Here is a 24,545-nt window from a genome sequence, read left to right as displayed (position 1 = left end):
GCCTGCTTGCGCGAGGATCGTCAGAAGTCGAGCGTCTCGCCCGGCTCGAGCGGCACGTACTCGCCCCCGCCCTGCTCGGTCGCCCAGGCGAGCCGGGCGTTCGACAGCGCCTTGCCGGCGCGTGAGAGCACCATCTCGTGCGTCGGGAACGCTCGCCGGGGTGCGACCTCGACGACGTAGTCCATGGCCTCGCTGATCTTCATCCAGGGCGCCCCTGCGGGCGCCGCGAGGATCTCGACGGGCACTCCCGGCATCGTGAACGAGTCGCCACCGTAGTAGAGCGCGTCGTTCACGAGCACGCCGAGGTTGTCGATCACGGGGATGGAGGGGTGGATGACGGCGTGCCGGCCGCCGAAGAACCGCAACCGGAACGGGCCCACCTCGACGACGTCTCCCGACTGCACGGTCTCGACGGGGAAGTCGGCCGCCGCGGCGGCGACGCCCGCGGGACCGAAGATGCGCACGTCGGGGTTCGCCTCGCGGATGCGCGTCAGCTGCTCGGGAGTCCAGTGATCGTCGTGCTGGTGCGTGATCACGACGGCCACGGCGCCCGACGACTCGGTGATCGGCGTCGTGAACTTGCCGGGGTCGACGTAGAACTTGTCGCCGGAGTCCTCGACGACGAGTGCGGCGTGTTCGAGTTTCGTGATGCGCATGCTTCGAGCCAACACCTCGGCGGCGGCGGCGCGCAAGGTCGCGGCCTGCCAGACTCGCTCCATGTCCACCACGCCACGGCGACTCATCGTCGCCATCAACCCCGCAGCCTCGTTCGGCCGCCGCCGCGCAGTCGGTCCAGCAGTCGCTGAACGGCTCATGCGCGAGGGGTACGCGGTGTCGGTGCTGCGGGAGGCCAACTTCGAACTGCTGCGCCGCGAGGTCGAGTCCGCGTTCTCGCTCGGCACCGACGGCCTGGTCGTCGTCGGTGGCGACGGCATGGTCTCGCTCGGCGTCAACCTGCTCGCCGGCACGGGCGTGCCGCTCGGCATCGTCGCCGCGGGCACCGGCAACGATCTCGCGCGCGGTCTCGGGCTGCCGTTCGAGGATCCGGCTGCGGCGACCGAGGCGCTCGTCGAGGCCCTCGGCAGGCCGCCGCGCGTGATCGACGCCGGGCTGGTCCGGCACGGTGAGCTCCGCACGTGGTTCGCGTCGGTCGTCTCGGCCGGGTTCGACGCCGTCGTCAACGAACGCGCGAACGGGATGACCCGCCCCAAGGGACCGAGCAGGTACACCCTCGCGATGGTGCGCGAGCTCATCACCTTCCGCCCCCGCAGCTACACGATCACGATCGACGGCGTGCGCCGCGAGCAGCGCGCCATGCTCGTCTCGGTGGCCAACAACTCGTCGATCGGCGGCGGCATGCGCATCGTGCCGCACGCCGACCTCTCGGACGGGCTGCTCGACGTCTTCATCGTGCACCCCCTCTCGCGTGCCCGCCTCGTCGCCGTCTTCCCGAAGGTGTTCGCGGGTCGTCATGCCGACCATCCGGCGGTGGAGTTCCTCACGGGCCGCCAGGTGCGCATCGAGGCCGACGACATCGTCGCCTACGCCGACGGCGAGCGCATCGGCCAGCTTCCGGTCGACGTCGAGATCGTCCCTGGGGCGCTCTCGGTGTTCTGTTGAGCCGGTGTCGTCGGGCTGATGACCCCGAGCGGATGTCGCAGCGGCCTCGATTTTGCGGCGGCCCCGATGCTGTGTCATACTCTTCAAGTTGTCGATTCGGCCCCATCGTTTAGCGGCCTAGGACACCGCCCTCTCACGGCGGCAGCGCGGGTTCAAATCCCGCTGGGGTCACGTATGTGACATGCGACAACACAAGCAGAAAAGCCCTCGCATTTGCGAGGGCTTTTCTGCGTTTCAGGCGTAGGAGCGCTGTGCCGCGGGCGGCGGCCCCGCACGAACTGCGTCGGGGCGCGGCATCCGTCTCGACGCCGCGCCCCGACGTGTGGTTCAGCGGTGCGAGCCGGAGTCGACGGGCTCGAGCTTCGTGGAATCCGTGCCCAGGCCCGAGTGGGCGTCGGGGTATGCGACGGGGACTCCGTCGTGCACCTCGTGCGGTGCGACCTTGTGGTAAGACATGCGGTCGATGAGCGCGAGCGCGAGCGCCGACAGGATGAACACCGAGTGGATGATGACCTGCCACATCACACCCTCGGAGCTGTAGCTCTGGCCGGTCTCGGTGCCCTTGGCCAGGCCGTCGGTCATGTCGCCGACCTCGATGAAGGTCTTCAGCAGGTGGATCGACGAGATGCCGATGATCGCCATCGCGAGCTTGACCTTCAGCACGTTCGCGTTGACGTGGCTCAGCCACTCGGGCTGGTCGGGGTGGCCGTCGACGTTGATGCGCGAGACGAACGTCTCGTAGCCGCCGATGATCACCATGATGAGCAGGTTCGCGATCATCACGACGTCGATGAGGCCCAGGACGGCGAGCATGATGTCCGCCTCGTCGATCTTCTCGGGGTGTGCGATCACGCCCTCGGCGAGATGCCAGAGCTCGATCATGAACACGACCACGTAGATCGCCTGGGCGAGGATGAGCCCGAGGTAGAGCGGCGCCTGCAGCCAGCGGCTCGCGAAGATGGCGTAGCCGACGAGGGCCGAGCCCGGGGTCGTGCGGTACTGGCGGGCGGGGGGTGTCGAGCTCACAGGCACTCCTTCTCGTGGGGACCCCGATTCTATTGGCGCGCGTCGAACGAAAACCTGTGCCGGGTAGCGCCTGGGCGCTGGCCGGGTTCGGCTAGACTCGCGAGAGCGAAGGGGAGTATCCCGCGAGGCCAGGCCTCGACCCACGATCGTCAGTACGAGCGCCATTGCCGCCGCTCCGGGCGTGGGACCTGCGAATCGGCAGGGGGAGAGACTTTCGGATTCCGTCGTCCCCGCACACTCCGAAAGGCAAACGTTGCTCGAACTCCCCATCTGGTTCGAAGTCGGATCCCTCGTCGTCCTGACGCTGATCCTCGTCGCCGACCTCCTGCTCGTCCTGAAGCGCCCGCACGTTCCGTCGATGAAGGAATCGACCCTCTGGGTCGTCTTCTACGTCGTGCTGGCCTTGATCTTCGCGGGCCTCATGTACTTCTTCGCGGGCGGCGAGTTCGCCGGGCAATTCCTCGCCGGCTGGCTGACGGAGTACAGCCTCTCGATCGACAACCTCTTCGTGTTCGTCATCATCATGGCGAAGTTCGCGGTGCCGAGGAAGCTGCAGCAGGAGGTGCTGATGGTGGGCATCATCATCGCGCTCGTGCTGCGCGGCATCTTCATCCTGCTCGGCGCCTCGCTCATCGAGAACTTCTCGTGGATCTTCTACATCTTCGGCGCCTGGCTCGTATGGACCGCGATCCAGCAGGTGCGAGGTCACGAGGACGACGAGGACAAGGACACGTTCATCGTGCGGATCCTGCGCCGCCGTGTCTCGATCACCGACGAGTACGACGGCGTCAAGCTCCGCACGGTCATCGACGGCAAGCGCTTCTTCACGCCGATGCTCATCGTCTTCATCGCGATCGGCACGACCGACCTGCTCTTCGCCCTCGACTCGATCCCGGCGATCTTCGGCATCACGCAGAGTCCGTTCATCGTGTTCACCGCGAACGTCTTCGCACTCATGGGCCTTCGTCAGCTGTACTTCCTGCTCGGCGGACTCCTCGAACGCCTCGAGTACCTCAAGTACGGCATCGCCTTCATCCTCGCGTTCATCGGCGTCAAGCTCGTGTTCCACGCCATGCACGTGAATGAGCTGCCGTTCATCAACGGGGGCGAGCACATCGAGTGGGCGCCCGAGATCTCCACCTGGATGTCGCTCGGCGTCATCCTCGCGGCGATGGCGGTCGCGACCGTGGCGAGCCTCCTGAAGGCACGGCACGACGCGAAGTCGCGTGGGCACAAGCTCATGGACGAGGTGCCGCACTTCACCGAGGACTCCCACTCCGACGGCAAGTGACCTCGATGGGGCCGTCCCGATCCACAGGCGTCATCGAGAGCGCCCCGGAGTTGCTAGCGTGGAGGCTCGGCGCCGGACGCATCGTCGCGGTCGCCACCCTTCCCGCTCGATCCGAGGAGAACCGTGTCAGGTGATGGCGAGGGCGTCGTCGCCCTGACGCGAGGAGCCGCGCTCATCGCGCACAGCGCGCGAACCGACGTGGGTCGTGTCCGCAGCGTGAACGAGGACTCGTTCCTCGCGGAGGCACCCGTCTATCTGGTGGCCGACGGCATGGGCGGTCACGCGCGTGGAGACGCCGCCAGCCAGGCCGTCATCGAGACGTTCTCCCGGCACCTCGAGTTCGGTGTCCCCTCGTCGCCCGAGCAGGTGCTCGACGCGATCCACAGCTCGAACGAGGCGGTGCGCTCGCTCAGCGAGGCCGGAGAAGAGGGCACCGCGGTCGCGGGAACGACGCTGTCGGGCATCGCCCTCGTCGATGCCGGCGACGGCGCGGGTTTCCACTGGATGGTCTTCAACATCGGCGACTCGCGGGTCTACGCCTGGGACGGCCGCACCCTCGAGCAGTTGAGCGTCGACCACTCCGCAGTGCAGGAGCTCGTCGACGCCGGCCTGATCCAGCCCGAGGAAGCCGAACGCCACCCCGAACGGAACGTGATCACTCGAGCGCTCGGTGCCGACGAGTTCGTCGATCCCGACGTCTGGCTGATCCCCGCGGCGGGCCGTCAGGTGTTCCTCGTGTGCAGCGACGGCCTCACCAAGGAGGTCGACGATCGCACGATCGCGCACATCCTCGCGGGCGACACGGGGCACGCGGCGGGGCTCGCCGGCGAACTGGTCGACCTCGCGCTCGCGCATGGCGGCCGCGACAACGTGACGGCGATCGTCGTCGAGTCCGTGCTCGGATCCGACGACGATGATGATGAGACGACGCGCGATCGGCGCGGACGACTGTCGAGAGCGGCCGAGGACACGCGGCCGCGTACCGGGGGAGGCGGAGATGGCGACGTACCGGCATGATTCCGAGGCGGCGTGGTTCGCGGCCGTTCGCGGCGGAGTGATCCTCGTCGTTCCCGCTGATGCGGCCGATCGACTGGCCGCGCTCTGGCCCGAGCTCGCGACCGGGGACCCGACCTCCCTCGTGCTCGACCGGCTCACCGCCCAGGGGCTCGCGGCGACGCCGTCGTTCGCACTCGTCGTGCGCGACGAGGAGGCCGGCACGGCGCGTGTCGTGGTACGCGGCCCCATCACCGTGCGCTCCGCGTCCGACGAGATCCACGACGCGGGCGTCTCCACCTGGGTCGAGCGCGTGCTCGACGGCGGCTCCTCGATCGAGGTCGTCGTCGATGGAGGTGCGGATGCCTCCGCGCCGCAGTTGCCCGTCGTCGAGGCCGTCGTGCCGCTGCGCTCGATCGTCTCCGACGGTGTCGAACCCGTCGCGCCCGTGCAGCTCGACGCGCCGTCGACCGCCGCGGCCCCGGCCAGCGAGGCCGCTCCCGTCGCAGCTCCCGTGCCGGTGGCTCCGCCCGCTCCTGCTCCCGCGGCTGCTCCGGCTCCCGCGGCCGCTCCTGCTCTCGCGGCTGCTCCGGCGCCCGCGGCCGCCCCGGCTCCCGCGGCACCGGTCTCTCCGGCTCCTCCGGTGCCCGCGCCTGCGCGAGTGACGGCCCCGGTCGAACTGACGATGGTGCCCGATGAGGAGACGATCGCCGGCCCCTCGTCAGCATTCACGAACGGCCTGCCCGCCGGTCCGCCGACGGCGGCACCTGCGGCCGCTCCCGTCGACGGCGATCACGACGGGATGACCGTCGCGAGCATCGACATCAAGCGACTCCGCGAAGCGCGCGCAGCGCGCGCCTCGGCCGGAACGCCGGCCGAGGAGGCGCCGACGCTGCAGGCGGCCGAGCCCGTGGCGCAGGCGAGCATCAGGATGCCCGACGGCACGCTCGAGGCGATCGGCCACGAGGTCGTGCTCGGCCGCGCGCCGAGCGTGAGCAAGGTGTCCGGCGGCCGCATCCCGAGACTCATCACGATCGGCCTCGGCGATCCCGACATCTCGCGGAGCCACGTGCGACTCGCGCTCGAGGGCGACACCGTCGTCATCACCGACCTGCACTCCCGCAACGGCACCCACGTGGTGGCGCCCGGCAAGCCCCCCGTGAAGCTGCGATCCGGTGAGCCCACCCCGGTGCTCACCGGCACCGTCGTCGACCTCGGCGGTGGCTGGACCATCCAGGTGGTGGGCGGCTGATGCGCCGCGCCCCGTCGATTCCGCCGGAGCTGCCCGGATACGCGGCCCACGGGCTGCTCGGGTCGGGCGGGTTCGCCGACGTCTTCCTGTACGAGCAGAAGCTGCCCCGACGCAAGGTGGCGGTGAAGGTGCTGCTCGCCGAGGGGCTCGGCCGCGACACCAAGGCGCAGTTCGTCGCCGAGGCGAACCTGATGGCGCAACTGTCGGCGCATCCGTTCATCGTCACGATCTTCCATGCCGACGTCTCGGCCGACGGTCGCCCGTACTTCGTGATGGAGTACTGCTCCGGGCCGAGCCTCGCCGAGCGGTACAAGCGTCAACCGTTCTCGATCGAAGACGCGCTGCGCACCGGCGTGCGCCTCGCCGGCGCGATCGCGACCGCCCACGCCGCAGGCATCCTGCATCGCGACATCAAGCCGGCGAACGTGCTCACGAACGACTACGGCTGGCCTGCGCTCACCGACTTCGGCATCTCGTCGAACCTCGAGGGCGAACTGCCGGTGCACACCGTGACGGCGAGCGAACTCGCCTCGGGCACCGCATCCGGCCCGTCAGCCGTCGGCATGAGCGTGCCGTGGTCGCCTCCCGAGATGTTCGAAGACGACCCGCGGCCCGACACCCGCAGCGACGTGTTCTCGCTCGCGGCGACCGTGCACACGCTCATCGCCGGGCGCACCCCGTTCGAGATCCCCGGCCGCTCGAACGGGTCGCTCGACCTCATCGGGCGCATCGAGCGCGGAGCGATCACGCCGATGGACCGCCCCGACGTACCGCGCAGCCTCGTCGCCGTGCTCGCGAAGGGCATGGCCAGCCGGCGCGACGACCGCTACCCGAGTGCCGTCGAGTTCGCTCGAGCGCTGCAGCGCGTCGAGCTCGAGCTCGGCTACGCGGCCACGAGCATCGAGGTTCCGAACCTCGCGAGCGCACGCGAGGAGGCGGAGCCCGACGACGACGATGCGACCCGCGCTCGGTCGGTGCGCACGGTCGACGCGCAGGCGCCTCGCGCCGTGCAGGCCGATGACGACGCCACTCGGGCACGTTCGCCGCAACAGATCCAGGCGCAGGCACCCGCCGCGTCCGTCGTCGGCCCGGTCGACGACGGCACCGTCGTGCGCCGGCCCGCGGCGGTCGAGATGTCGGATGCCACGATCGTGCGTTCCCCCGGCGGGGGTGCGCCGTCGGTGGACGTGATGACCGCACCGGATTCGACGATCGTGCGCCCGGCACGACCTGGGGTGCACGGCGAGCCGGTCGCGGCGTCGCGTGCAGCCGAGACATCCGCACCTCGACGCAGCCGAGTCGGACTCGTCATCGGCATCGTCGCCGGTGCCGTCGTCGCCGCCGTGATCGGCATCGCGATCGCGATGTCCGGCACGTTGGCCGAGTCGCCCGCGGTCGAGACTGCGAAGCCCGGCGGCGAGAACGCCGTCGTCACGGGGGCGGTGCCGGCTCCCGTGGTCTCCACCGGCGTCGCGAGCGCCGACGGGTCGAGCGTCAAGTTCGAGGTGTCCCACTCCGACCCTGAAGACGACGACCTCTACCGGTGGTGGCGGTCCGACGGCTCCGGCGAGAAGCAGGTGTCGAAGGGTCCGACGATCACCGTCGAGGGAACGTCCGCGGGCAACCGCACGTGCATCGAGGTGCAGGTGCAGCGCGGGAGCAAGGTGTCCGATGCGAAGACGGGGTGCACGCCGTGAGGCCGCTCCGCGTCGAGTACTGCGGTGAGTCGTACACCGTCGAGGTCGGCGAGCCGTTCACCATCGGTCGGGAGTCCGACCTCACGATCGACGACAACCCCTACCTGCATCGCACGTTCCTCACGCTGTCGTCGGAGTACGGGCTGTGGTGGCTCTCCAACGTCGGGCAGATCCTCTCCGCGACGATCTCCGACGCGACGGGCAGCGTGCAGGCATGGCTCGCGCCGGGCGCGAAGCTCCCGCTCGTCTTCCAGACCGTGCACGTGATGTTCAGCGCCGGTGCGACGACCTACGACTTCACGGTGCACGCCGAAGAGGACTTCTACAACACCTCGCTCACCGCTGCCCCCACCGACGGCGGCACGACGATCCTCCCGGTGACGCTCACCTCCAGCCAGCGCCTGCTCGTGGTGTCGCTGGCCGAGAACGTGCTCGCGCAGCCGGCCGGCGGGCGGGCGCTCGTGCCGAGCTCAGCCGAGGCCGCGGCCCGTCTGGGCTGGAGCATGACGACCTTCAACCGCAAGCTCGACAACGTCTGCGAGAAGCTCGACCGCATCGGCGTCGACGGCCTGCGCGGCGGCAGGGGCAAGCTGGCGACGAACCGTCGTGCTCGACTCGTGGAGTACGCGGTCGCGACACGCCTCGTGAGCATCGACGACCTGCCGTTGCTCGACGCGGCGACCGAGTGACGCTCTTCCCGTCGTTCCGGGCGCGCAGGGGCCTCGCGTCGGTGGTCGTGCTGTCGCTCATGGCGGTGGGCGGTGTCACGGTCGCGGCCCTGCACCGCGGATTCCCCGTCACGGACCCCGATCTGAGGGCCCGTGAGGTCTGGGTCACCAATGGCGACGATCTCCTCGCCGGGAGGCTCAACCGGCAGATCGAGGAACTCGATGCGGCCGTCGCCACCCAGTCGAACAGCACCGACGTGCTCCAAGACGGCGCCGACGTCTTCCTCTACGATCGCGACGCCGGCTCGATCGAGCGCATCGACCCGGCCTTCACCACGCTGACGGAGCGCGTCGAGGTGCCGATCGGCTCGCGAGTGGCGTACGGCGGCGAGGTGCTCGCGGTGCTGTCGCCGCGTGGCGAGGTCTGGACGATCCCCGCCGGCGGCGAGCTGTCATTCGACGCCGGCGCGACGAAGCCGGTACTCGAGGTCGGCGCCGATGCCGAGCTCGCGGTCGGAGTCGACGGCGCGACCTTCGTGTCGGAGCCCGGTGCGCGCGAGTTGCACCGGCTCGACGGCGACGGGGGCGCGACGCTCTCCACGGAGCTGCCGGAGCTCGGTGCGCATCAGTTGGCCGTGGTCGGGGAGCACGCCGTCATCCTCGACACCGACCGCGACGTGCTGCTCGTCGACGGGCGCGAGATCGAGCTGCCGGGTGACGGCCTGCGCTTGCAGCAGTCCGGAGCGGGGCACGAGTCGGCGTACATCGCGGGTGCCGCTTCGCTGTTCGAGGTGCCGTTGGCCGGAGGGACGGTGCGAGAGTTCGACGCGGATGCCGCGGCGTCGGCGCCTGCCCAGTCGGGCGACGAGGTCGCCGCACCCGTGTTCGTCGACGGTTGCGTGCACGCGGCGTGGGCGAACTCGGCGTCCTACCTCTCGCTGTGCGATGCCTCGAAGCCGCTGCAGTCGCGGATCGAGCCATCGACGCTCGGCGCCCGACTCGAGTTCCGCGTCAATCGCGACGTGGTCGCATTGAACGACCTGACCTCGGGCAACGCGTGGCTCGTCGATGCGAACCTCCGGCTCGTGGACAACTGGGAGGAGGTCACGCCGCCCGAGGAGTCCGATGCGCTCGAGGGCGACGAGAAGAGCGCCCAGCAGGTGTTCGAGGACACGCTCGCGGAACGGACCGAGTCCAATCGTCCGCCGACGGCGCGCGACGACGAACTCGGCGTGCGGCCCGATCGCACGACGTTGCTCGAGGTGCTCCAAAACGACACCGATCCCGACGGCGACGTGCTCACGATCGGTTCGGTGTCCGACGTCGCGGCGTCCCTCGGGCGGCTCGAGGTGATCGACGACGGCCGCGCGCTCCAGTTCACGCCGGCCGCCGAGGCGGCGGGAACGGTGTCGTTCCGCTATGCCGTCGACGATGGGCGCTCGGGCGTCGCCGAGGCGGCGGTGAACGTCCGGATCGTCCCGATCGGGGAGAACACGGCACCCACGGCGTCGCGGGAGGCCGCAGTCGCCGTCGAACAGGGGCAGCAGATCGGCTACAACGTGCTGGCCGACTGGACCGATCCCGACGGCGACGACGTGTTCCTCGTGAACGCATCGCCCACTGGCGGCGACGCCGTGCGGTTCAGTCCCGACGGGCACATCGCCTTCGAGCATCGGAGCGGCGAGCTCGGGCTGAAGGAGGTCGCGTACACGGTCTCCGACGGCCAGACGTCGGCTGCCGGCACGCTGACGGTCGACGTGCAGGCCGTCGGAGCGCTCAACCCCGTCGGCACGCCGGACTTCGCGCAGGGTTTCGCCGGCGAGCCCGTCCTGCTCGAGCCCCTGGTGAACGACCTCAGCCCATCGGGTGCGCCACTGGCACTGCTCGGCCTCGATGAGACCCCCGGCGGGCTCGCCGCGACGCCCGATCTCGAACGGGGGACGATCGCGTTCTCTTCGCCCGAGCCGGGCGACTTCACCGTGCTCTACGACCTCGGCGCAGGGGCATCCGTCAGCGTCGGCCTCATCCGCGTGCGCATCGTCGAGCGACCGGCGGAGGACCCGCCGCCCATCGCCGTCGTCGATACCGCCTACCTGCGACCGGGGGAGCCGACCACGGTACCGGTGCTGGCGAACGACGTCTCCCCGTCGGGCCGGGTGCTCGCGGTGCAGTCCGTCGACACTGCCGAGATCGACGACCTCGTCTCGGTCGAGGTGCTGACGAACACCGCCCTGCGGATCATCGCGACGGAGGCGCTCGATCGCCAGTTGCAGCTGCGGTACACCGTCTCCGACGGCAGCGGCGTGTCCAGCGCTACGGTGACGATCGTTCCCGTGCCGCCGCTCGTGAAGCACCAGCCGCCCGTCGCGCTCGACGACGTCGTGAAGGTTCGCGCCGGCGACATCGCGACGGTGGCGGTGCTCGAGAACGACTACCACCCGGATGCCGCGGCGATGCATGTGCTGCCAGAGCTGGCCTCGCCCGTGCTCGGCGGCGGCGTGGCTTTCGTCGACCGTTCGCGCGTGCGGTTCCAGGCCCCCGACGAACCGGGTACCTACACCGCGGTCTACACGGTCGCCGACGACTTCGAGCAGACGGCTCGCGCGAGCATCGCCTTCACCGTCGTCGCACGCGACGACGGCGGCAACACGGCGCCGACGTTGCCGCCGCTCACCTCGCGCACGTTCGCCGGCTCCGCGGTAACGATCGACATCCCGCTCGACGGGCTCGACCCCGATGGCGACTCGCTCGCGCTGACGGGAGTGCTCGGCGGGGCGATGCTCGGGCGGGTCGCCGGCCAGACGAGCACGTCGATCACCTACGAGGCGTTCGCCGGCTCCAGCGGTACCGACACGATCACCTACGAGGTGCACGACGCGCTCGGCGAACGGGCGACCGGTGCGATCCGGATCGGCGTGATCCCACCGCCCGAGACCTCGCCGCCGCCGAACGCGGTCGACGACGCGATCGAGATGAGGCCGGGTCGCCGTGCATCGGTCGAGGTGCTCCTGAACGACTCCGATCCGAGCGGGCGCCCCCTCAGCGTGGTCGACCTGCCGCAGGTCGACGACGCCATCGAGGCGGAGATCCGCGATCGCCGTCGCGTGGTCGTCACGGCTCCCGACCGGGAGGGCGCGTTCACGCTTCGCTACGAGGTGTCCAACGGTCGGGGCGGGGCCGATACCGCGTTCGTGCAGATCCTCGTCAAGCGCGATGCCGTGATCCTGCCACCGACCGCGTCCGACCAGGTGATCGAGCCGGCCGAGGTCGTGGGCGACGAGGCAGTGCTGGTGGACCCCCTGCGCGATGCCTCGAATCCGGGCGGCCTCGTCGACGAGCTCGCGGTGCGAGTCGAGGGACCGAACGCCGCTCGCGCCACGGTGCTCGACAACGGCAGCATCGAGGTGCGGCCGAGCTCGCGCCGATTCGCGGTCGCGTTCCGGCTGACGAACGAGCTCGACGAACTCGACGCCATGGCGTTCATCGTGGTTCCCGCAGCCGGTGAGGATGCCGCGGACCCGTACCTCGCCGATCTCGGGCGCATCGTGATACCCATGAACGGGCGGATCTCGTGGGAGATCCCGGACATCGTCATCGCGCCGTCGGGTCGTCCGGCGCGCGCACTGAGCGCGACGAGCACGAACTGGGCGGAGCCGTCGTTCGTCGACGAGCAGACGCTGCAGTACGTGCCGAAGCGCGACTACCGGGGCGAGGCGTCGGTCACGTTCGAGGTCACCGATCGGGCCGATGCGAGATCCGGTGATCGACGCAGCGTGTTCCTCACCATCCCGGTGTTCGTCGGTGACCCCGAGTTCGCCGACACGCCACCCGTGTTCACACCGCGAGCCGAGACCATCGAGGCCGGCGAGGCGCCGCTTTCGCTCGATCTGCGGTCATCGACCTCCCACCCGAACCCGGCGATGCTCGAGCGGGTCGACTACACGAACCTCCGAGGGGCGACGGCCGACATCGCGGCGACGGCGGCCGGCGGCATCCTGACCGTCTCGGCTCCGCTCGGCGTCCCGACGGGAACGACGACGCGACTCTCGTTCGACGTCGTGCTCGGCGAGTTCACGGTGCCCGGCCACGTCGACGTCACGGTCGTGTCGTCGACCCGCGCGAAGCCCCAGGCGCTCGACGACGGGCCGTTCGAGATGCTGCGAAGCGACTCGGCGACGTTCGACGTGCTCGCCAACGACGTCAATCCGTTCCCCGGCACTGCACTGCGGGTCATCGGCGCGGAGATCGACCAGACCGACGTCGGGTCGAGCGCAGCGGTGTCGCACACGGCGACGGGGATCACGGTACGGACCGGTGCCTCGTTCACGGGAACGCTCAGCGTGATCTACCGCGTCCAGGATGCCACGAAGGATGCCGCGCGCGAGACGCAGGGCAGGGTCATGGTGACGGTTCGCGACCGGCCCGACGTGCCGAAGGCGCCCCTCATCGTCTCGGAGCAGAACGGGTCGGTGAGCGTCCGATGGTCGGCTCCACCCGACAACAACTCGGCGATCTCGGGATATCGCCTCTCGTGGAATGGCGGCAGCGCCGACTTCGCCGCCGACGCCGCAGGGCTCGCGCACACCGTCTCGGGGCTCGCCAACGGCACGGCCTATCGGTTCCAGGTGGAGGCGACGAACGGCATCGGCACGTCGGGCGCGTCGCCGTCGAGTGCCTCCGGAACGCCCTTCGGCCTGCCGGGAGCCCCTGCGAGCGCGAACCTCGTCGCGTCGGCCTCAGGAGACGCGCGGCTCTCGCTCAGCTGGGCGCCTCCGTCCGACAACGGCGGTCGCGGCATCACGCGATACGAATGGACGTTCGAGGGCACACCGGGGGGATCGGGCACGGCGACCGGTACGACGGCGACGGCCACCGGCGCGAACGGGGCGGGCTCGCGATACTTCGTCGCGGCGTGCAACGTCGCCGGCTGCGGCCCCCGCACCATGTCGGGCACGGCGACGCCGACCGCGCCGTGGGTGCCGGCCAACGGCACCACGGTGACGCAGAGCACCTGCCCGGAACCCGACTCGACGTACACGAACCCGCCGACGAACGCCGAGCGGGGGTGCACGATGAACTCCGCCGGCATGATCCCGGCCGGCACGGTCATCGACGCCGTCTGCCGGTCGCAGCGCTGGGGCGAGAGCTACTTCTACATGGCGCAGGCGAGCGGCGTCTACAACGGATGGTTCGTGCTCGCCGCGCACACGAACCGTGGCGCACGCACCGTGCCGGATTGCTGAGCACCGACCCTTCGCCTCGGTGCCGCGCACGGTGCCGAGCGGGGAGTCCTCCCCATGTCGACGTTCGCGGCCCGCGTGTTACCGTGTACGCCGGTGCGGGGGTCTGGCTCGGCTCCGATCCGGGGTCGAGCAGAGCAGAGGTGTGACGAGTGGGTGCCTTCACGTCGTGGGTGCGCGGGCGGAAGGTCGCAGCCTCCACCGTCGCGATCACGCTCCTCGCGGGTGTTCCGCTGACGTTCGCGGTGCTCCACCAGGGCTTCCCCGTCACGGATGTCGACCTGGCCGCGCGCGAGGTGTGGGTGACGAACGGCAAGGAACTGCTGGCGGGTCGTCTCAACCGCCAGATCGAGGAGCTCGATGCCGCGGTGAACACGGCGTCGAACGCGTTCGACGTGCTGCAGGACGGCGAAGACGTCTTCCTCTACGACAAGAGCCTCGGCTCGATCGAGCGCATCGACCCCGCCTTCACGACCCTCGGTCAGGGTGTCGCGGCCCCTCCGGGATCTGAGGTCGCCCATGGCGGCGAGACGCTCGCGATCCTCTCGCCGAAGGGTGAGCTCTGGGTCACGAGTGCGGCCGGTGAGCTGCAGCTGAATCCGGCCGACACCGAGCCGACCGTGAGCCTCGGCGCGGGTTCGCACCTGGCGGTGTCGAAAGCCGGCGTGGTCTTCGCGAGTTCCGCAGCAGACGACGAACTCGTGACGATCGCGTTGCCGGGCGCCGAGCCCGAGGTCAGCGCGCTGCCCGCGTTCGGCGAGCACCAGCGGCGCCGCGAGGGAACTCGACGAGCGGGCGCTCAAGATCCAGCAGGTCGGCGCTGAGAACGATTCAGTGCTGCTCGCGACGGGTGACTCGCTGCTCCAGGTGCCGCTCGCCGGCGGCGACGTGAAGGTCATCGACGCCGACGTCGATGCGCCGGCCGCGGCCGGCGAGGTCGCGAGCCCGGTCTGGCTCGACGGATGCGCGCACGGCGCGTGGGCCTCGGTCGGCCGATACCTCAATGCGTGCGACGGCGTGGAGCCCTCGCTGCAGACGATCGATCAGGTCACGAAGGGTTCGCGACTCGAGTTCCGGGTGAATCGCAGCGTCATCGCCCTGAACAACCTGTCGAACGGCGACGTCTGGCTCGTCGACTCGAACCTCCGGCTCGTCGACAACTGGGACGAAGTGACGCCGCCCGACGAGAGCGACGCCGAAGAGGGTGACGAGAAGGCTTCGAAGCAGACCTTCGAGGACACCCTGGCGGAACGAAGTGAGACCAACCGGCCGCCGACCGCTCGCGATGATGCACTGGGCGTCCGCCCTGAGCGCACGACGCTCCTCGAGGTCCTCGAGAACGACACCGATCCCGACGGCGACGTGCTCACCGTGACGAATGTCAGCGAGATCGCCGAGCAGTCCGGCCGCCTCGAACTGATCGACGGCGGCCGCGCACTGCAGTTCACCCCGGCTTTCGGCGCGTCCGGAACGGTCTCGTTCCAGTACACCGCCGACGATGGTCGTCTTGGTGTCGCGCAGGCCAGCGTCGACCTGACCATCCAACCGACGGCCGAGAACTCGGCGCCGGTCGCGGTGCGTGAGGGCGCCATCAGCGTCGAGCTGGGCAAGTCGATGGGCTACAACGTGCTCAGCGACTGGCTCGACCCCGACGGCGACGATGTCTTCCTCGTGAGCGCGTCGCCGACGAGCGGCGACTCGGTGCGGTTCGCACCCGACGGCTTCGTCACCTTCGAACACAAGACGGGCGAGCTCGGCACGAAGGAGGTGCAGTTCGTCGTCTCCGACGGCATGGTCACCTCGACCGGCATCCTCACCGTCGAGGTCACGGAGCCGGGAGCGCTGAACCCGGTCGGCACGCCCGACTTCGCCGAGGTCTTCGTCGGCGAGACCACGCTGATCCAGCCTCTCGTCAACGACCTCAGCCCATCCGGCGAGCCGCTGGCGCTGCTCGGCGTCGAGGATGCGCCGAGCAGCGCATCCGTGACGCCCAACCTCGAACGCGGCGCGATCACCTTCACGTCCGATCAGGTCGGCAGCCACATCTTCCTCTACAACCTCGGCGCGGGTGCCGCGACGAGCGTCGGGCTCATCCGGGTCGACGTGAAAGAGGTGCCGGGGGAGTCGCCGCCACCGATCGCGGTGAAGGACACCGCCTATCTGCGTCCCGGTGAGCCGACGACACTCTCGGTGCTCGCCAACGACGTGTCCCCGAGCGGGCGCGTGCTCGCGGTGCAGACGGTCGACACCGAGGCATCCGGCGACCTGCTCTCGGTCGAGGTGCTGAACAACACGGTGACCCGCATCACGGCGTCGGAGGCGATCACCGAGCAGTTGCAGTTCGCGTACACGGTCTCCGACGGCCTCGCCAGTTCGACGAGCACCGTCACGGTGGTGCCCGTGCCGCCGCTCGTGAAGCATCAGCCACCGGTCGCGGTCGATGACGCGGTGACGGTGCGCGCCGGCGACATCGCGACGGCGTCCGTCCTCGAGAACGACTACCACCCGGATGCTGCGCCGCTCACGCTCGATCGCGAGCTCGTGGACGTCTCGGCCGCCGGTGGGCTCGTGTTCGTCGCCGACGACACGGTGCGGTATCAGGCGCCGCAGGAGCCCGGCGTGTACACCGTCGCCTACCGAGTGCTCGACGACTTCGAGCAGACGACGACCGCGACGGTGCGCTTCACGGTCGTCGGCCCCGACGCGAAGTCGAACCGGCCACCGCTGCCCCTGCCGCTCACCTCGCGCACCTTCGAGGGCACGGCGGTGGAGATCGACGTGCCGCTCGACGGCATCGATCCCGACGGCGACTCCGTCACGCTCGTCGGCATCACGACCCCGCCATCCCTCGGTCGCGTCATCGAGAACGGCAGCACGAGCCTCAGCTACGAGGCGTTCGCAGGATCCGCCGGCACGGAATCGTTCACGTACGAGGTCGCCGACACGGCCGGCAAGACGGCCACGGGCACCATCCGCATCGGCGTCATCCCGCGACCCACCGAGGCGCTTCCCCCGAACGCCGTCGACGACGTCGTCGAGCTTCGCCCCGGTCGCCGGGCGGCGATCGACGTGCTCGCGAACGACTCCGACCCGAGCGGTTACCCCATCAAGGTGCAGAAGAAACTGCCCGAGGTCGGCGAAGGCCTCACCGCGAGCGTGAAGAACAACCGCGTGCTCGTCGAGGCTCCCGACTTCGAGGGCGGCAATTCGGTCCGCTACGAGATCACGAACGGGCATGGCGGCGCCGACGGCGCGTTCATCCAGGTGCTCGTCGCGAAGGACGCGAAGATCGAGCCGCCGACGGCGCACGACCAGGTGATCGAGCCGAAGCAGGTCGCCGACGAGAACTCCGTCACGGTGGACCCGCTCAAGGACGCGCAGAATCCCGGCGGGCTCGTCGAGGACCTCGTGGTCTCGGTCGAGGGACCGAACGCGGACAATGCCGAGGTGATGACCGACGGCACCCTGAAGGTGCGGCCCACCTCGAAGCGCCAGGCGATCGCCTATCGACTCACGAACGAGGTCGACCAGCTCACGGCGATGGCGTTCGTCATCGTGCCGCCGAAGGTCGACCCCGACGAGGCGGAAAAGAAGGATGACGAGGAAGAGGAGAAGACCTTCCCCCCGCCGTACCTCGCTGAACTCGGTCCGCAGATCGTGCGCATGAACGGCACGATCTCGTGGAACGTCGGCGACATCGTGATCGTGCCGTCGGGCAAGCCTGCCCGCATCCTCTCCGCGACGGCATCGAACAGCGACGGGTCGTCACCGATGACGGATGCGTCGACGCTCACGTTCAAGCCGGCGAAGGACTTCCGCGGTCAGGCGACGGTGACCTTCGAGGTGACCGACGGCGAGAGCGCGGATGATCCGAAGGGGAAGAAGGCGTTCCTGACGATCCCCGTCACGGTCGGCGACCCGAACTTCGAGGACGCGCCGCCCACCTTCACCCCGCGCAGCATCAAGGTCGAGGCGGGGGAGAAGCCGCAGACGGTCGATCTCCGCCAGTCGAGCGGGCACCCGAGCGACAAGGTGCTGCAGGAGCTCACGTACAACGGGCTCGAGGGGCAGAACGCCGACTTCACGGCGAGCATCAGCGGGTCGAACCTGACGGTCGGCGCACCCCTCGGCGTGCAGCCGGGATCGACGACGACGCTCACGTTCACGGTCGACTACAAGGAGTTCTCGGTTCCCGGGTCGATCGAGGTCGAGGTCGTGACCTCGTCGCGGCCGGAGGCGCAGGCGCGTAACGACGGGCCGGTCGAGATGCTGCGCTCGCAGACGAAGAAGATCAACGTGCTCGCCAACGACATCAACCCGTTCGCTGCTGAAGGCACGCCGCTTCGCATCATCGAGGCGGAGATCGATCAGCAGTCGGTGGGTTCGGCCGCGAGCGTCAGCTTCACGGCGACCGACATCTCCGTGACGACCGGGCCGACGTTCACGGGCACTCTGAGCGTCGTGTATCGCGTGCAGGACGGCACGAAGGATCCGACCCGTGAGGTCGCCGGTCGGGCCACCGTCATCGTGCGTGCTCCGCCCGATGCGCCGGGCAAGCCGACGGCGACCGTTGGCGACCAGTCGGCGACCGTGCGTTGGAACGCTCCCGCGAGCAACAACGATCCCATCACGGGGTACACCGTCAGCTGGGCCGGCGGAAGCGACTCGTTCGGTGCATCGGCTGCCGGCAGCGCGCAGACCATCACCGGCCTCTCGAACGGCACGAGCTACAAGTTCACCGTGACGGCGACGAACGACACCGGCACTTCGCAGGCCTCGGCCGCGAGCGATCCGGTCATCCCGTTCGGCAAGCCCAGCGCTCCGCCGTGGGCGGACCTCTGGGCCTCGAGCGACGGTTCCGGCGAGATCAGGCTGACGTGGGGCGCTGCGTCGGCCAACGGCAGCCCGATCACCTCGTACAACTGGCAGTTCGTGCTGAACAGCACGAAGTCGGGCTCGACGTCGGGGCTGAGCGCGCCGGGAAACGCCGGCATCGGGTATGCGCACAACTTCAAGGTCCAGGCCTGCAACGCAGGCGGTTGCGGCGAGTGGACGCTCTCCGACACGGCGACCGCCACGCAACCGGCACCCAAGGTGACGCTGTCCCGGGGCACCCCCCAAAGCGGCGGCTTCTACTACAACGTCGATGTCGAGTGGTTCCCGCCGAACACGACCCAGACGCTCCAGACGTACTGCAACGGTCCCTTCCGCACGATGACGATGTCGATCGGTGCCGACGGCAGGGGCTCCTTCCGTGGGAGTTGGGCTGCGTCGAGCGGCTACTGCGGGTGGTCGGACGCCTACGTGACAGTGGGCGGCCATGAGAGCAATCACGTGGACTTCAGGGGATAGGGCGTACAGCAGGCGAGCGATTGCGTGGGGAGTCCTCCCCATGCCGCGGCGCCCAGTGATCGTGTTAGCGTGTACCCCGGTGTGGGGGTTCGGCTTCGACGCCATGTCGAGCTTCGAATCGCGATCAGGGGAGTGACGAGTGGGTGCCTTCACGTCGTGGGTGCGCGCGCGAAAGGTCGCAGCCTCCACCGTCGCGATCACGCTCCTCGCCGGGGTTCCGCTGACCTTCGCGGTGCTCCATCAGGGCTTCCCCGTCACGGATGTCGACCTCGCCGCACGCGAGGTGTGGGTGACCAACGGCAAGGAACTCCTCGCGGGTCGTCTCAACCGGCAGATCGAGGAGCTCGACGCCGCCGTGAACACCGCCTCGAACGCGTTCGACGTGCTGCAGGACGGCGAAGACGTCTTCCTCTATGACAAGAGCCTCGGCTCGATCGAGCGCATCGACCCCGCCTTCACGACCCTCGGTCAGGGTGTCGCTGCCCCTCCCGGTTCCGAGGTCGCCCACGGCGGCGAGACGCTCGCAATCCTGTCGCCGAAGGGGGAACTCTGGGTCACGAGTGCTGCCGGAGAGCTGCAGCTGAACCCGGCCGACACCGAGCCGATCTCGCAGCTCGGCTCGGACTCCCGCGTCGCGGTGTCGAAGGAGGGGGTGGTCTACGCCACGTCCCCCGAACATGACGAGCTCGTGAAGATCGCCGAGCCCGGTGCCGAGCCCGAGGCGAGCGCGCTGCCCGCGATCGGCGAGCACCAGGGCGCCGCGAGGGAACTCGACGAGCGGGCGCTCAAGATCCAGCAGGTCGGCGCTGAGAACGATTCAGTGCTGCTCGCGACGGGTGACTCGCTGCTCCAAGTGCCGCTCGCCGGCGGCGACGTGAACGTCATCGACGCCGACATCGACGCACCCGCCGATTCGGCAGCGGTCGCGAGCCCCGTCTGGCTCGACGGGTGCGCGCACGGGGCGTGGGCGGGCGTCGGTCGATACGTCAGCGCGTGCGACGGGCAGAAGCCCGAGGTGCAGTCGATCGATCAGGTCACGACGGGCTCACGACTCGAGTTCCGGGTCAATCGCAGCGTCATCGCGCTCAACAACCTGACGAACGGCAACGTCTGGCTCGTCGACGCGAACATGCGACTCGTCGACAACTGGGACGAGGTCACTCCGCCCGAGGAGAGCGACGCGGAAGAGGGCGAGGAGAAGGCCTCGCAGCAGACGTTCGAAGACACCCTCGCCGAGCGCAGCGAGACGAACCGGCCGCCGACCGCGCGCGACGACACGTTCGGGGTGCGGCCCGGCCGCACCACCGTGCTCGAGATCCTCGAGAACGACACCGACCCCGACGGCGACGTGCTCACCGCGACGAACATCAGCGAGATCGCCGAGCAGTCGGGCCGTCTCGAGGTCATCGACGGCGGGCGCGCCCTGCAGTTCACTCCTTCGCCGGATGCCGCGGGGACCGTCTCGTTCCAGTACACCGCCGACGACGGCAGGTTGGGCGTGGCTCAGGCCCACGTCGACCTCACCATCCGGCCGACGGCCGAGAACAACGCCCCGGTCGCGATCCGGTCTGGCGCGATCAGCGTCGAGCAGGGCAAGTCGATGGGCTACAACGTGCTCGCCGACTGGGTCGACCCCGACGGCGATGACGTCTTCCTGGTGAGCGCCTCGCCGACGAGCGGCGACTCGGTGCGGTTCGCACCCGACGGCTACGTCACGTTCGAGCACAAGACCGGCGAACTCGGCATGAAGGAGGTGCAGTACGTCGTCTCCGACGGCACGCTCACGACTGCCGGGGTGCTCACAGTCGATGTCAAGGAGCCCGGGGCCCTGAACCCGGTCGGCACGCCCGACTTCGCCGAGGTGTTCGCCGGCGAAACCACGCTGATCCAACCTCTCGTGAACGACCTGACTCCGTCGGGCGAGCCGTTGGCGCTGCTCGGCGTCGAGAACGCCTCCACGTCCGCGACGATCACGCCGAACCTCGACCGCGGGGCGATCGCCTTCTCCTCCGACCAGGTCGGCACCCACATCTTCATCTACAACCTCGGCGCCGGTGCGGCGACGAGCGTCGGGCTCGTCCGGGTCGATGTGAAGGACCCTCCCGGGGAGTCGCCGCCGCCGATCGCGGTGAAGGACACGGCGTACCTGCGGCCGGGCGAGCCGACGACCCTCGCGCTGCTCACCAACGACGTCTCGCCGAGCGGGCGCGTGCTTGCGGTGCAGACGGTCGACACCGAGGCATCCGGCGACCTGCTCTCGGTCGAGGTGCTGAACAACACCGTGGCGCGCATCACGGCGTCAGAGGCGATCACCCAGCAGTTGCAGTTCGAGTACACCGTCTCCGACGGCATCGCGAGTTCGACGAGCACGGTCACCGTCGTGCCCGTGCCGCCGCTCGTCAAGCACCAGCCGCCGGTCGCGACCGATGACGCGGTGACCGTGCGCGCCGGCGACATCGTCACCGTGCCGGTGCTCGAGAACGACTACCACCCCGATGCCGCGCCGCTCACGCTCGATTCCGAGCTCGTGGACGTCGGTGGGGCCGGCGGACTCGTCTTCACCGCCGACGACACCGTGCGCTATCAGGCGCCGAGTGAACCCGGCGTCTACACGGCCACCTACAAGATCTTCGACGACTACGAGCAGTCCGCCTCCGCCGTCGTGCGCTTCACGGTCGTCGGTCCCGACGCGAAGGGCAACCGCGCGCCGTTGCCGCTGCCACTGACCTCCCGCACGTTCGAGGGCACCGCGGTCAAGATCGACGTGCCGCTCGACGGCATCGATCCCGATGGCGACTCGGTGACGCTCGTCGGCATCACGACGCCGCCGTCGCTCGGCAAGATCGTCGACATCGGCAGCACCCACATCAGCTACGAGGCCTACGCGGGGTCGGCGGGCACCGAATCCTTCACGTACGAGGTGGCCGACACCGCCGGCAAGTCGGCGACGGGCACCATCCGCATCGGCGTGATCCCGCGGCCCACCGAGGCGCTTCCGCCCAACGCGGTCGACGACGTCGTCGAGCTGCGGCCGGGTCGCCGGGCCGCGATCGACGTGCTCGCGAACGACTCCGACCCGAGTGGCTACCCGATCAAGGTGCAGAAGAAGCTGCCCGAGGTGGGCGAAGGGCTCACGGCGAGCGTGAAGAACAACCGCGTGCTCGTCGAGGCACCCGACGCCGAGGGCGGCAACTCGGTGCGCTACGAGATCACGAACGGCCACGGCGGCGCCGATGGCGCATTCATCCAGGTGCTCGTGACCGAAGACGCGAAGATCGAGCCGCCGACCGCGCACGACCAGGTGATCGAGCCCAAGCAAGTGGCCGACAAGAGCACCGTGACGGTCGACCCGCTGAAGGACGCCCAGAACCCCGGTGGGCTCGTCGAGGACCTCGTGGTCACGGTCGAGGGGCCGAACTCCGAGAACGCCGAGGTCATGACCGACGGCACCGTCAAGGTCAAGCCGACCTCGAAGCGACAGGCGATCGCCTACCGGCTCACGAACGAGGTCGACGAGCTCACGGCGATGGCGTTCGTCATCGTGCCGCCGAGTACCGATCCCGACGATACGGAGAAGAAGGAGGAGGAAGAGACCTTCCCCCCGCCCTATCTCGCCGAGCTCGGTCCGCAGATCGTCCGGATGAACGGCACGATCTCGTGGAGCGTGGGCGACATCGTGATCGTGCCGTCGGGCAAGCCCGCACGCATCCTCTCCGCGACGTCGACGAACGGCGACGGCTCGTCGCCGATGACCGACGCCTCCACGCTGACCTACAAGCCGGCCAAGGACTTCCGCGGCCAATCCGCGGTGACCTTCGAGGTCACCGACGGCGAGAGCGCGAGCGATCCGAAGGGCCGCAAGGCGTTCCTGACGATCCCCGTCACCGTCGGCGACCCGAACTTCGAGGACGTGCCGCCGACCTTCACTCCTCGCACGATGAAGATCGAGGCAGGCGAGGCTCCCCAGGAGATCGACCTGCGGCAGTCGAGCGGGCACCCGAGTGACAAGGTGCTGCAGGAGCTCTCGTACAACGGGCTCAGCGGTCAGAGCGCTGACTTCTCCGCCGGCATCAGCGGTTCGATGCTCACAGTGAGCTCGCCGCTCGGCGTGCAGCCCGGCACGAAGACCACGTTGACCTTCACCGTCGACTACAAGGAGTTCTCGGTGCCCGGCTCGATCGACGTCGAGGTCGTGAGCTCCTCCCGGCCCAAGGCCGTGCCGCGGGACGACGGGCCGATCGAGATGCTGCGCAGCCAGTCGAAGACGATCGACGTGCTCGCCAACGACCTCAACCCCTTCGAGGCCGAGGGAACCCCGCTCCGAGTCATCGACGCGCAGATCGATCAGGCCTCGGTCGGCAGTTCGGCGAGCGTGACGTTCACCTCGACGGGCATCACTGCGAAGACCGGCCCGACGTTCACCGGCACGCTGAGTATCGTCTATCGCGTGCAGGACGGCACCAAGGACCCGGCTCGCGAGGTGCAGGGCCGCGTGACGGTGATCGTGCGCGCCGCGCCGGACGCGCCCGCCGCGCCGTCGGCATCCGCCGGGGATGCCTCAGCCGTGGTGACCTGGCGGGCTCCAGCGTCGAACAATTCCCCGATCACCGGGTACTTGGTGAAGTGGGCCGGGGGTGAGAAGCCCTTCGGCGCAGGCGCAGCAGGAACGCCCCAGACGATCACCGGCCTGACCAACGGCCAGGGATACGCCTTCACCGTGATCGCGACGAACGACATCGGCAGCACCTCGTCGGCACCGAGCCCGACCGTTACGCCCTACGGCACGCCGAGCGCGCCCAGGAACGTCACGATCCGAGCGGGCGGGGATGCACCGACGACCCTCTCGATCGACTGGAACGCACCATCCGTCACGGGCGGCGGCGCCATCCACTATGAATGGCGACTGAACAACGGCAACTGGCAGAACACGAACGCGACGTCTGCCTCGTCAGGCGGCGCCGGTGCCGGCACCTGGACCGTCGACGTGAGGGCGGTCAACAACGGCAGCGGCAAGCCCGGCCCGATCGCGAGCGATTCCGTGGTCGTGAACGACCCGCCGCCCCCGCAGCCCTCGGGCTCGATCGGCAAGGGTGCGAGCATGGGATGCCAGTCGGGCGGCGGCGGATGCGCCGAGGTGCGCATCACGTGGGCCAACATGGACCCGGGAACCTACAGGGTCTTCGCGACCATCAGCGGCGGTGCCTGCTGCGGCTACCAGCAGACCATCGACATCGGTGCGAGCGGCCGACTGCAGCTCCAGAACCACCTCGGCATCCGACAGGCAGGCGAGACGATCGCCGTGCGATTCGAGAACGTCAGCGGCGGCACGTCGCGAACGCTGGGCGGAATCAGCGGAAGCCAGTGGAACAACATCAGGTACGACACGTGGTGACCGCAAGCACCCGG

12 protein-coding genes and 1 tRNA gene are annotated in these 24,545 nt (G+C 69.3%); 11 read left to right on the top strand and 2 right to left on the bottom strand.

Annotated elements, in window-relative coordinates:
- Positions 1-20 precede the first annotated feature (20 nt).
- The gene (locus ASD23_RS09580) at positions 21-656 is read right to left on the bottom strand and encodes an MBL fold metallo-hydrolase (RefSeq protein ID WP_056012861.1); all 636 of its coding nucleotides are present in this window, start codon (positions 654-656) and stop codon (positions 21-23) included.
- A 61-nt stretch (positions 657-717) separates the two neighbouring features.
- Here ASD23_RS09580 and ASD23_RS09575 point away from each other — a divergent pair, with 61 nt between their 5' ends.
- A complete protein-coding gene (locus ASD23_RS09575; protein ID WP_056009764.1) occupies positions 718-1,620 on the top strand; it encodes a diacylglycerol/lipid kinase family protein in 903 nt (300 codons plus the stop codon).
- Positions 1,621-1,718: 98 nt separating this feature from the next.
- Positions 1,719-1,791: transfer RNA gene (locus ASD23_RS09570), tRNA-Glu, on the top strand.
- A gap of 156 nt (positions 1,792-1,947) precedes the next feature.
- Here the strand turns inward: ASD23_RS09570 and ASD23_RS09565 are convergent.
- Positions 1,948-2,646, bottom strand: a complete 699-nt coding sequence (locus tag ASD23_RS09565) for a TIGR00645 family protein (RefSeq protein ID WP_235507697.1) — start codon at positions 2,644-2,646, stop codon at positions 1,948-1,950.
- A gap of 253 nt (positions 2,647-2,899) precedes the next feature.
- Here ASD23_RS09565 and ASD23_RS09560 point away from each other — a divergent pair, with 253 nt between their 5' ends.
- The 9 genes from ASD23_RS09560 to ASD23_RS09520 all read left to right on the top strand — a co-directional run bounded on the left by ASD23_RS09560 (position 2,900) and on the right by ASD23_RS09520 (position 24,531).
- Complete coding sequence (locus tag ASD23_RS09560; protein WP_056009762.1) at positions 2,900-3,937, top strand: TerC family protein; 1,038 nt, start codon at positions 2,900-2,902, stop codon at positions 3,935-3,937.
- Positions 3,938-4,060: 123 nt separating this feature from the next.
- On the top strand, positions 4,061-4,954 hold the full coding sequence (locus ASD23_RS09555) for a PP2C family protein-serine/threonine phosphatase (RefSeq protein ID WP_235507696.1): 894 nt from the start codon (positions 4,061-4,063) through the stop codon (positions 4,952-4,954).
- Positions 4,935-6,182 carry an FHA domain-containing protein gene (locus tag ASD23_RS09550; protein ID WP_056009760.1) on the top strand — a complete coding sequence of 416 codons (1,248 nt, stop codon included), beginning with the start codon at positions 4,935-4,937 and terminating at the stop codon, positions 6,180-6,182. The genes ASD23_RS09555 and ASD23_RS09550 overlap by 20 nt, the downstream gene beginning before the upstream one ends.
- Positions 6,182-7,879, top strand: a complete 1,698-nt coding sequence (locus ASD23_RS09545) for a serine/threonine-protein kinase (RefSeq protein WP_056009758.1) — start codon at positions 6,182-6,184, stop codon at positions 7,877-7,879. The genes ASD23_RS09550 and ASD23_RS09545 overlap by 1 nt, the downstream gene beginning before the upstream one ends.
- Positions 7,867-8,568: a hypothetical protein gene (locus ASD23_RS09540; protein ID WP_056009756.1), complete on the top strand. Its 702-nt coding sequence runs from the start codon at positions 7,867-7,869 to the stop codon at positions 8,566-8,568. The genes ASD23_RS09545 and ASD23_RS09540 overlap by 13 nt, the downstream gene beginning before the upstream one ends.
- Complete coding sequence (locus ASD23_RS09535) at positions 8,565-13,790, top strand: Ig-like domain-containing protein (protein ID WP_056009754.1); 5,226 nt, start codon at positions 8,565-8,567, stop codon at positions 13,788-13,790. Before ASD23_RS09540 ends, ASD23_RS09535 begins: the two co-directional genes overlap by 4 nt.
- A gap of 149 nt (positions 13,791-13,939) precedes the next feature.
- A complete protein-coding gene (locus ASD23_RS09530; protein ID WP_056009752.1) occupies positions 13,940-14,611 on the top strand; it encodes a hypothetical protein in 672 nt (223 codons plus the stop codon).
- Positions 14,612-14,621: 10 nt separating this feature from the next.
- Complete coding sequence (locus tag ASD23_RS09525) at positions 14,622-19,139, top strand: Ig-like domain-containing protein (protein WP_056009750.1); 4,518 nt, start codon at positions 14,622-14,624, stop codon at positions 19,137-19,139.
- Between the two features lie 139 nt (positions 19,140-19,278).
- Positions 19,279-24,531 (top strand): Ig-like domain-containing protein, encoded by a 5,253-nt coding sequence (locus tag ASD23_RS09520; RefSeq protein WP_056009748.1) that lies wholly within the window; start codon positions 19,279-19,281, stop codon positions 24,529-24,531.
- Positions 24,532-24,545: the final 14 nt, after the last annotated feature.

This window comes from Agromyces sp. Root1464 (assembly GCF_001427265.1).
Classification (GTDB): Bacteria; Actinomycetota; Actinomycetes; order Actinomycetales; family Microbacteriaceae; genus Agromyces; species Agromyces fucosus.
This window is presented reverse-complemented; position numbering and strand designations above follow the sequence as displayed.

What these genes read in the sequence shown, in the direction of transcription:
- ASD23_RS09575 (WP_056009764.1), top strand. Translation starts at nt 718, where the DNA reads ATGTCCACCACGCCACGGCGACTCATCGTCGCCATCAACCCCGCAGCC.
- ASD23_RS09545 (WP_056009758.1), top strand. Translation starts at nt 6,182, where the DNA reads ATGCGCCGCGCCCCGTCGATTCCGCCGGAGCTGCCCGGATACGCGGCC.
- ASD23_RS09580 (WP_056012861.1), bottom strand. Translation starts at nt 656, where the DNA reads ATGCGCATCACGAAACTCGAACACGCCGCACTCGTCGTCGAGGACTCC.
- ASD23_RS09550 (WP_056009760.1), top strand. Translation starts at nt 4,935, where the DNA reads ATGGCGACGTACCGGCATGATTCCGAGGCGGCGTGGTTCGCGGCCGTT.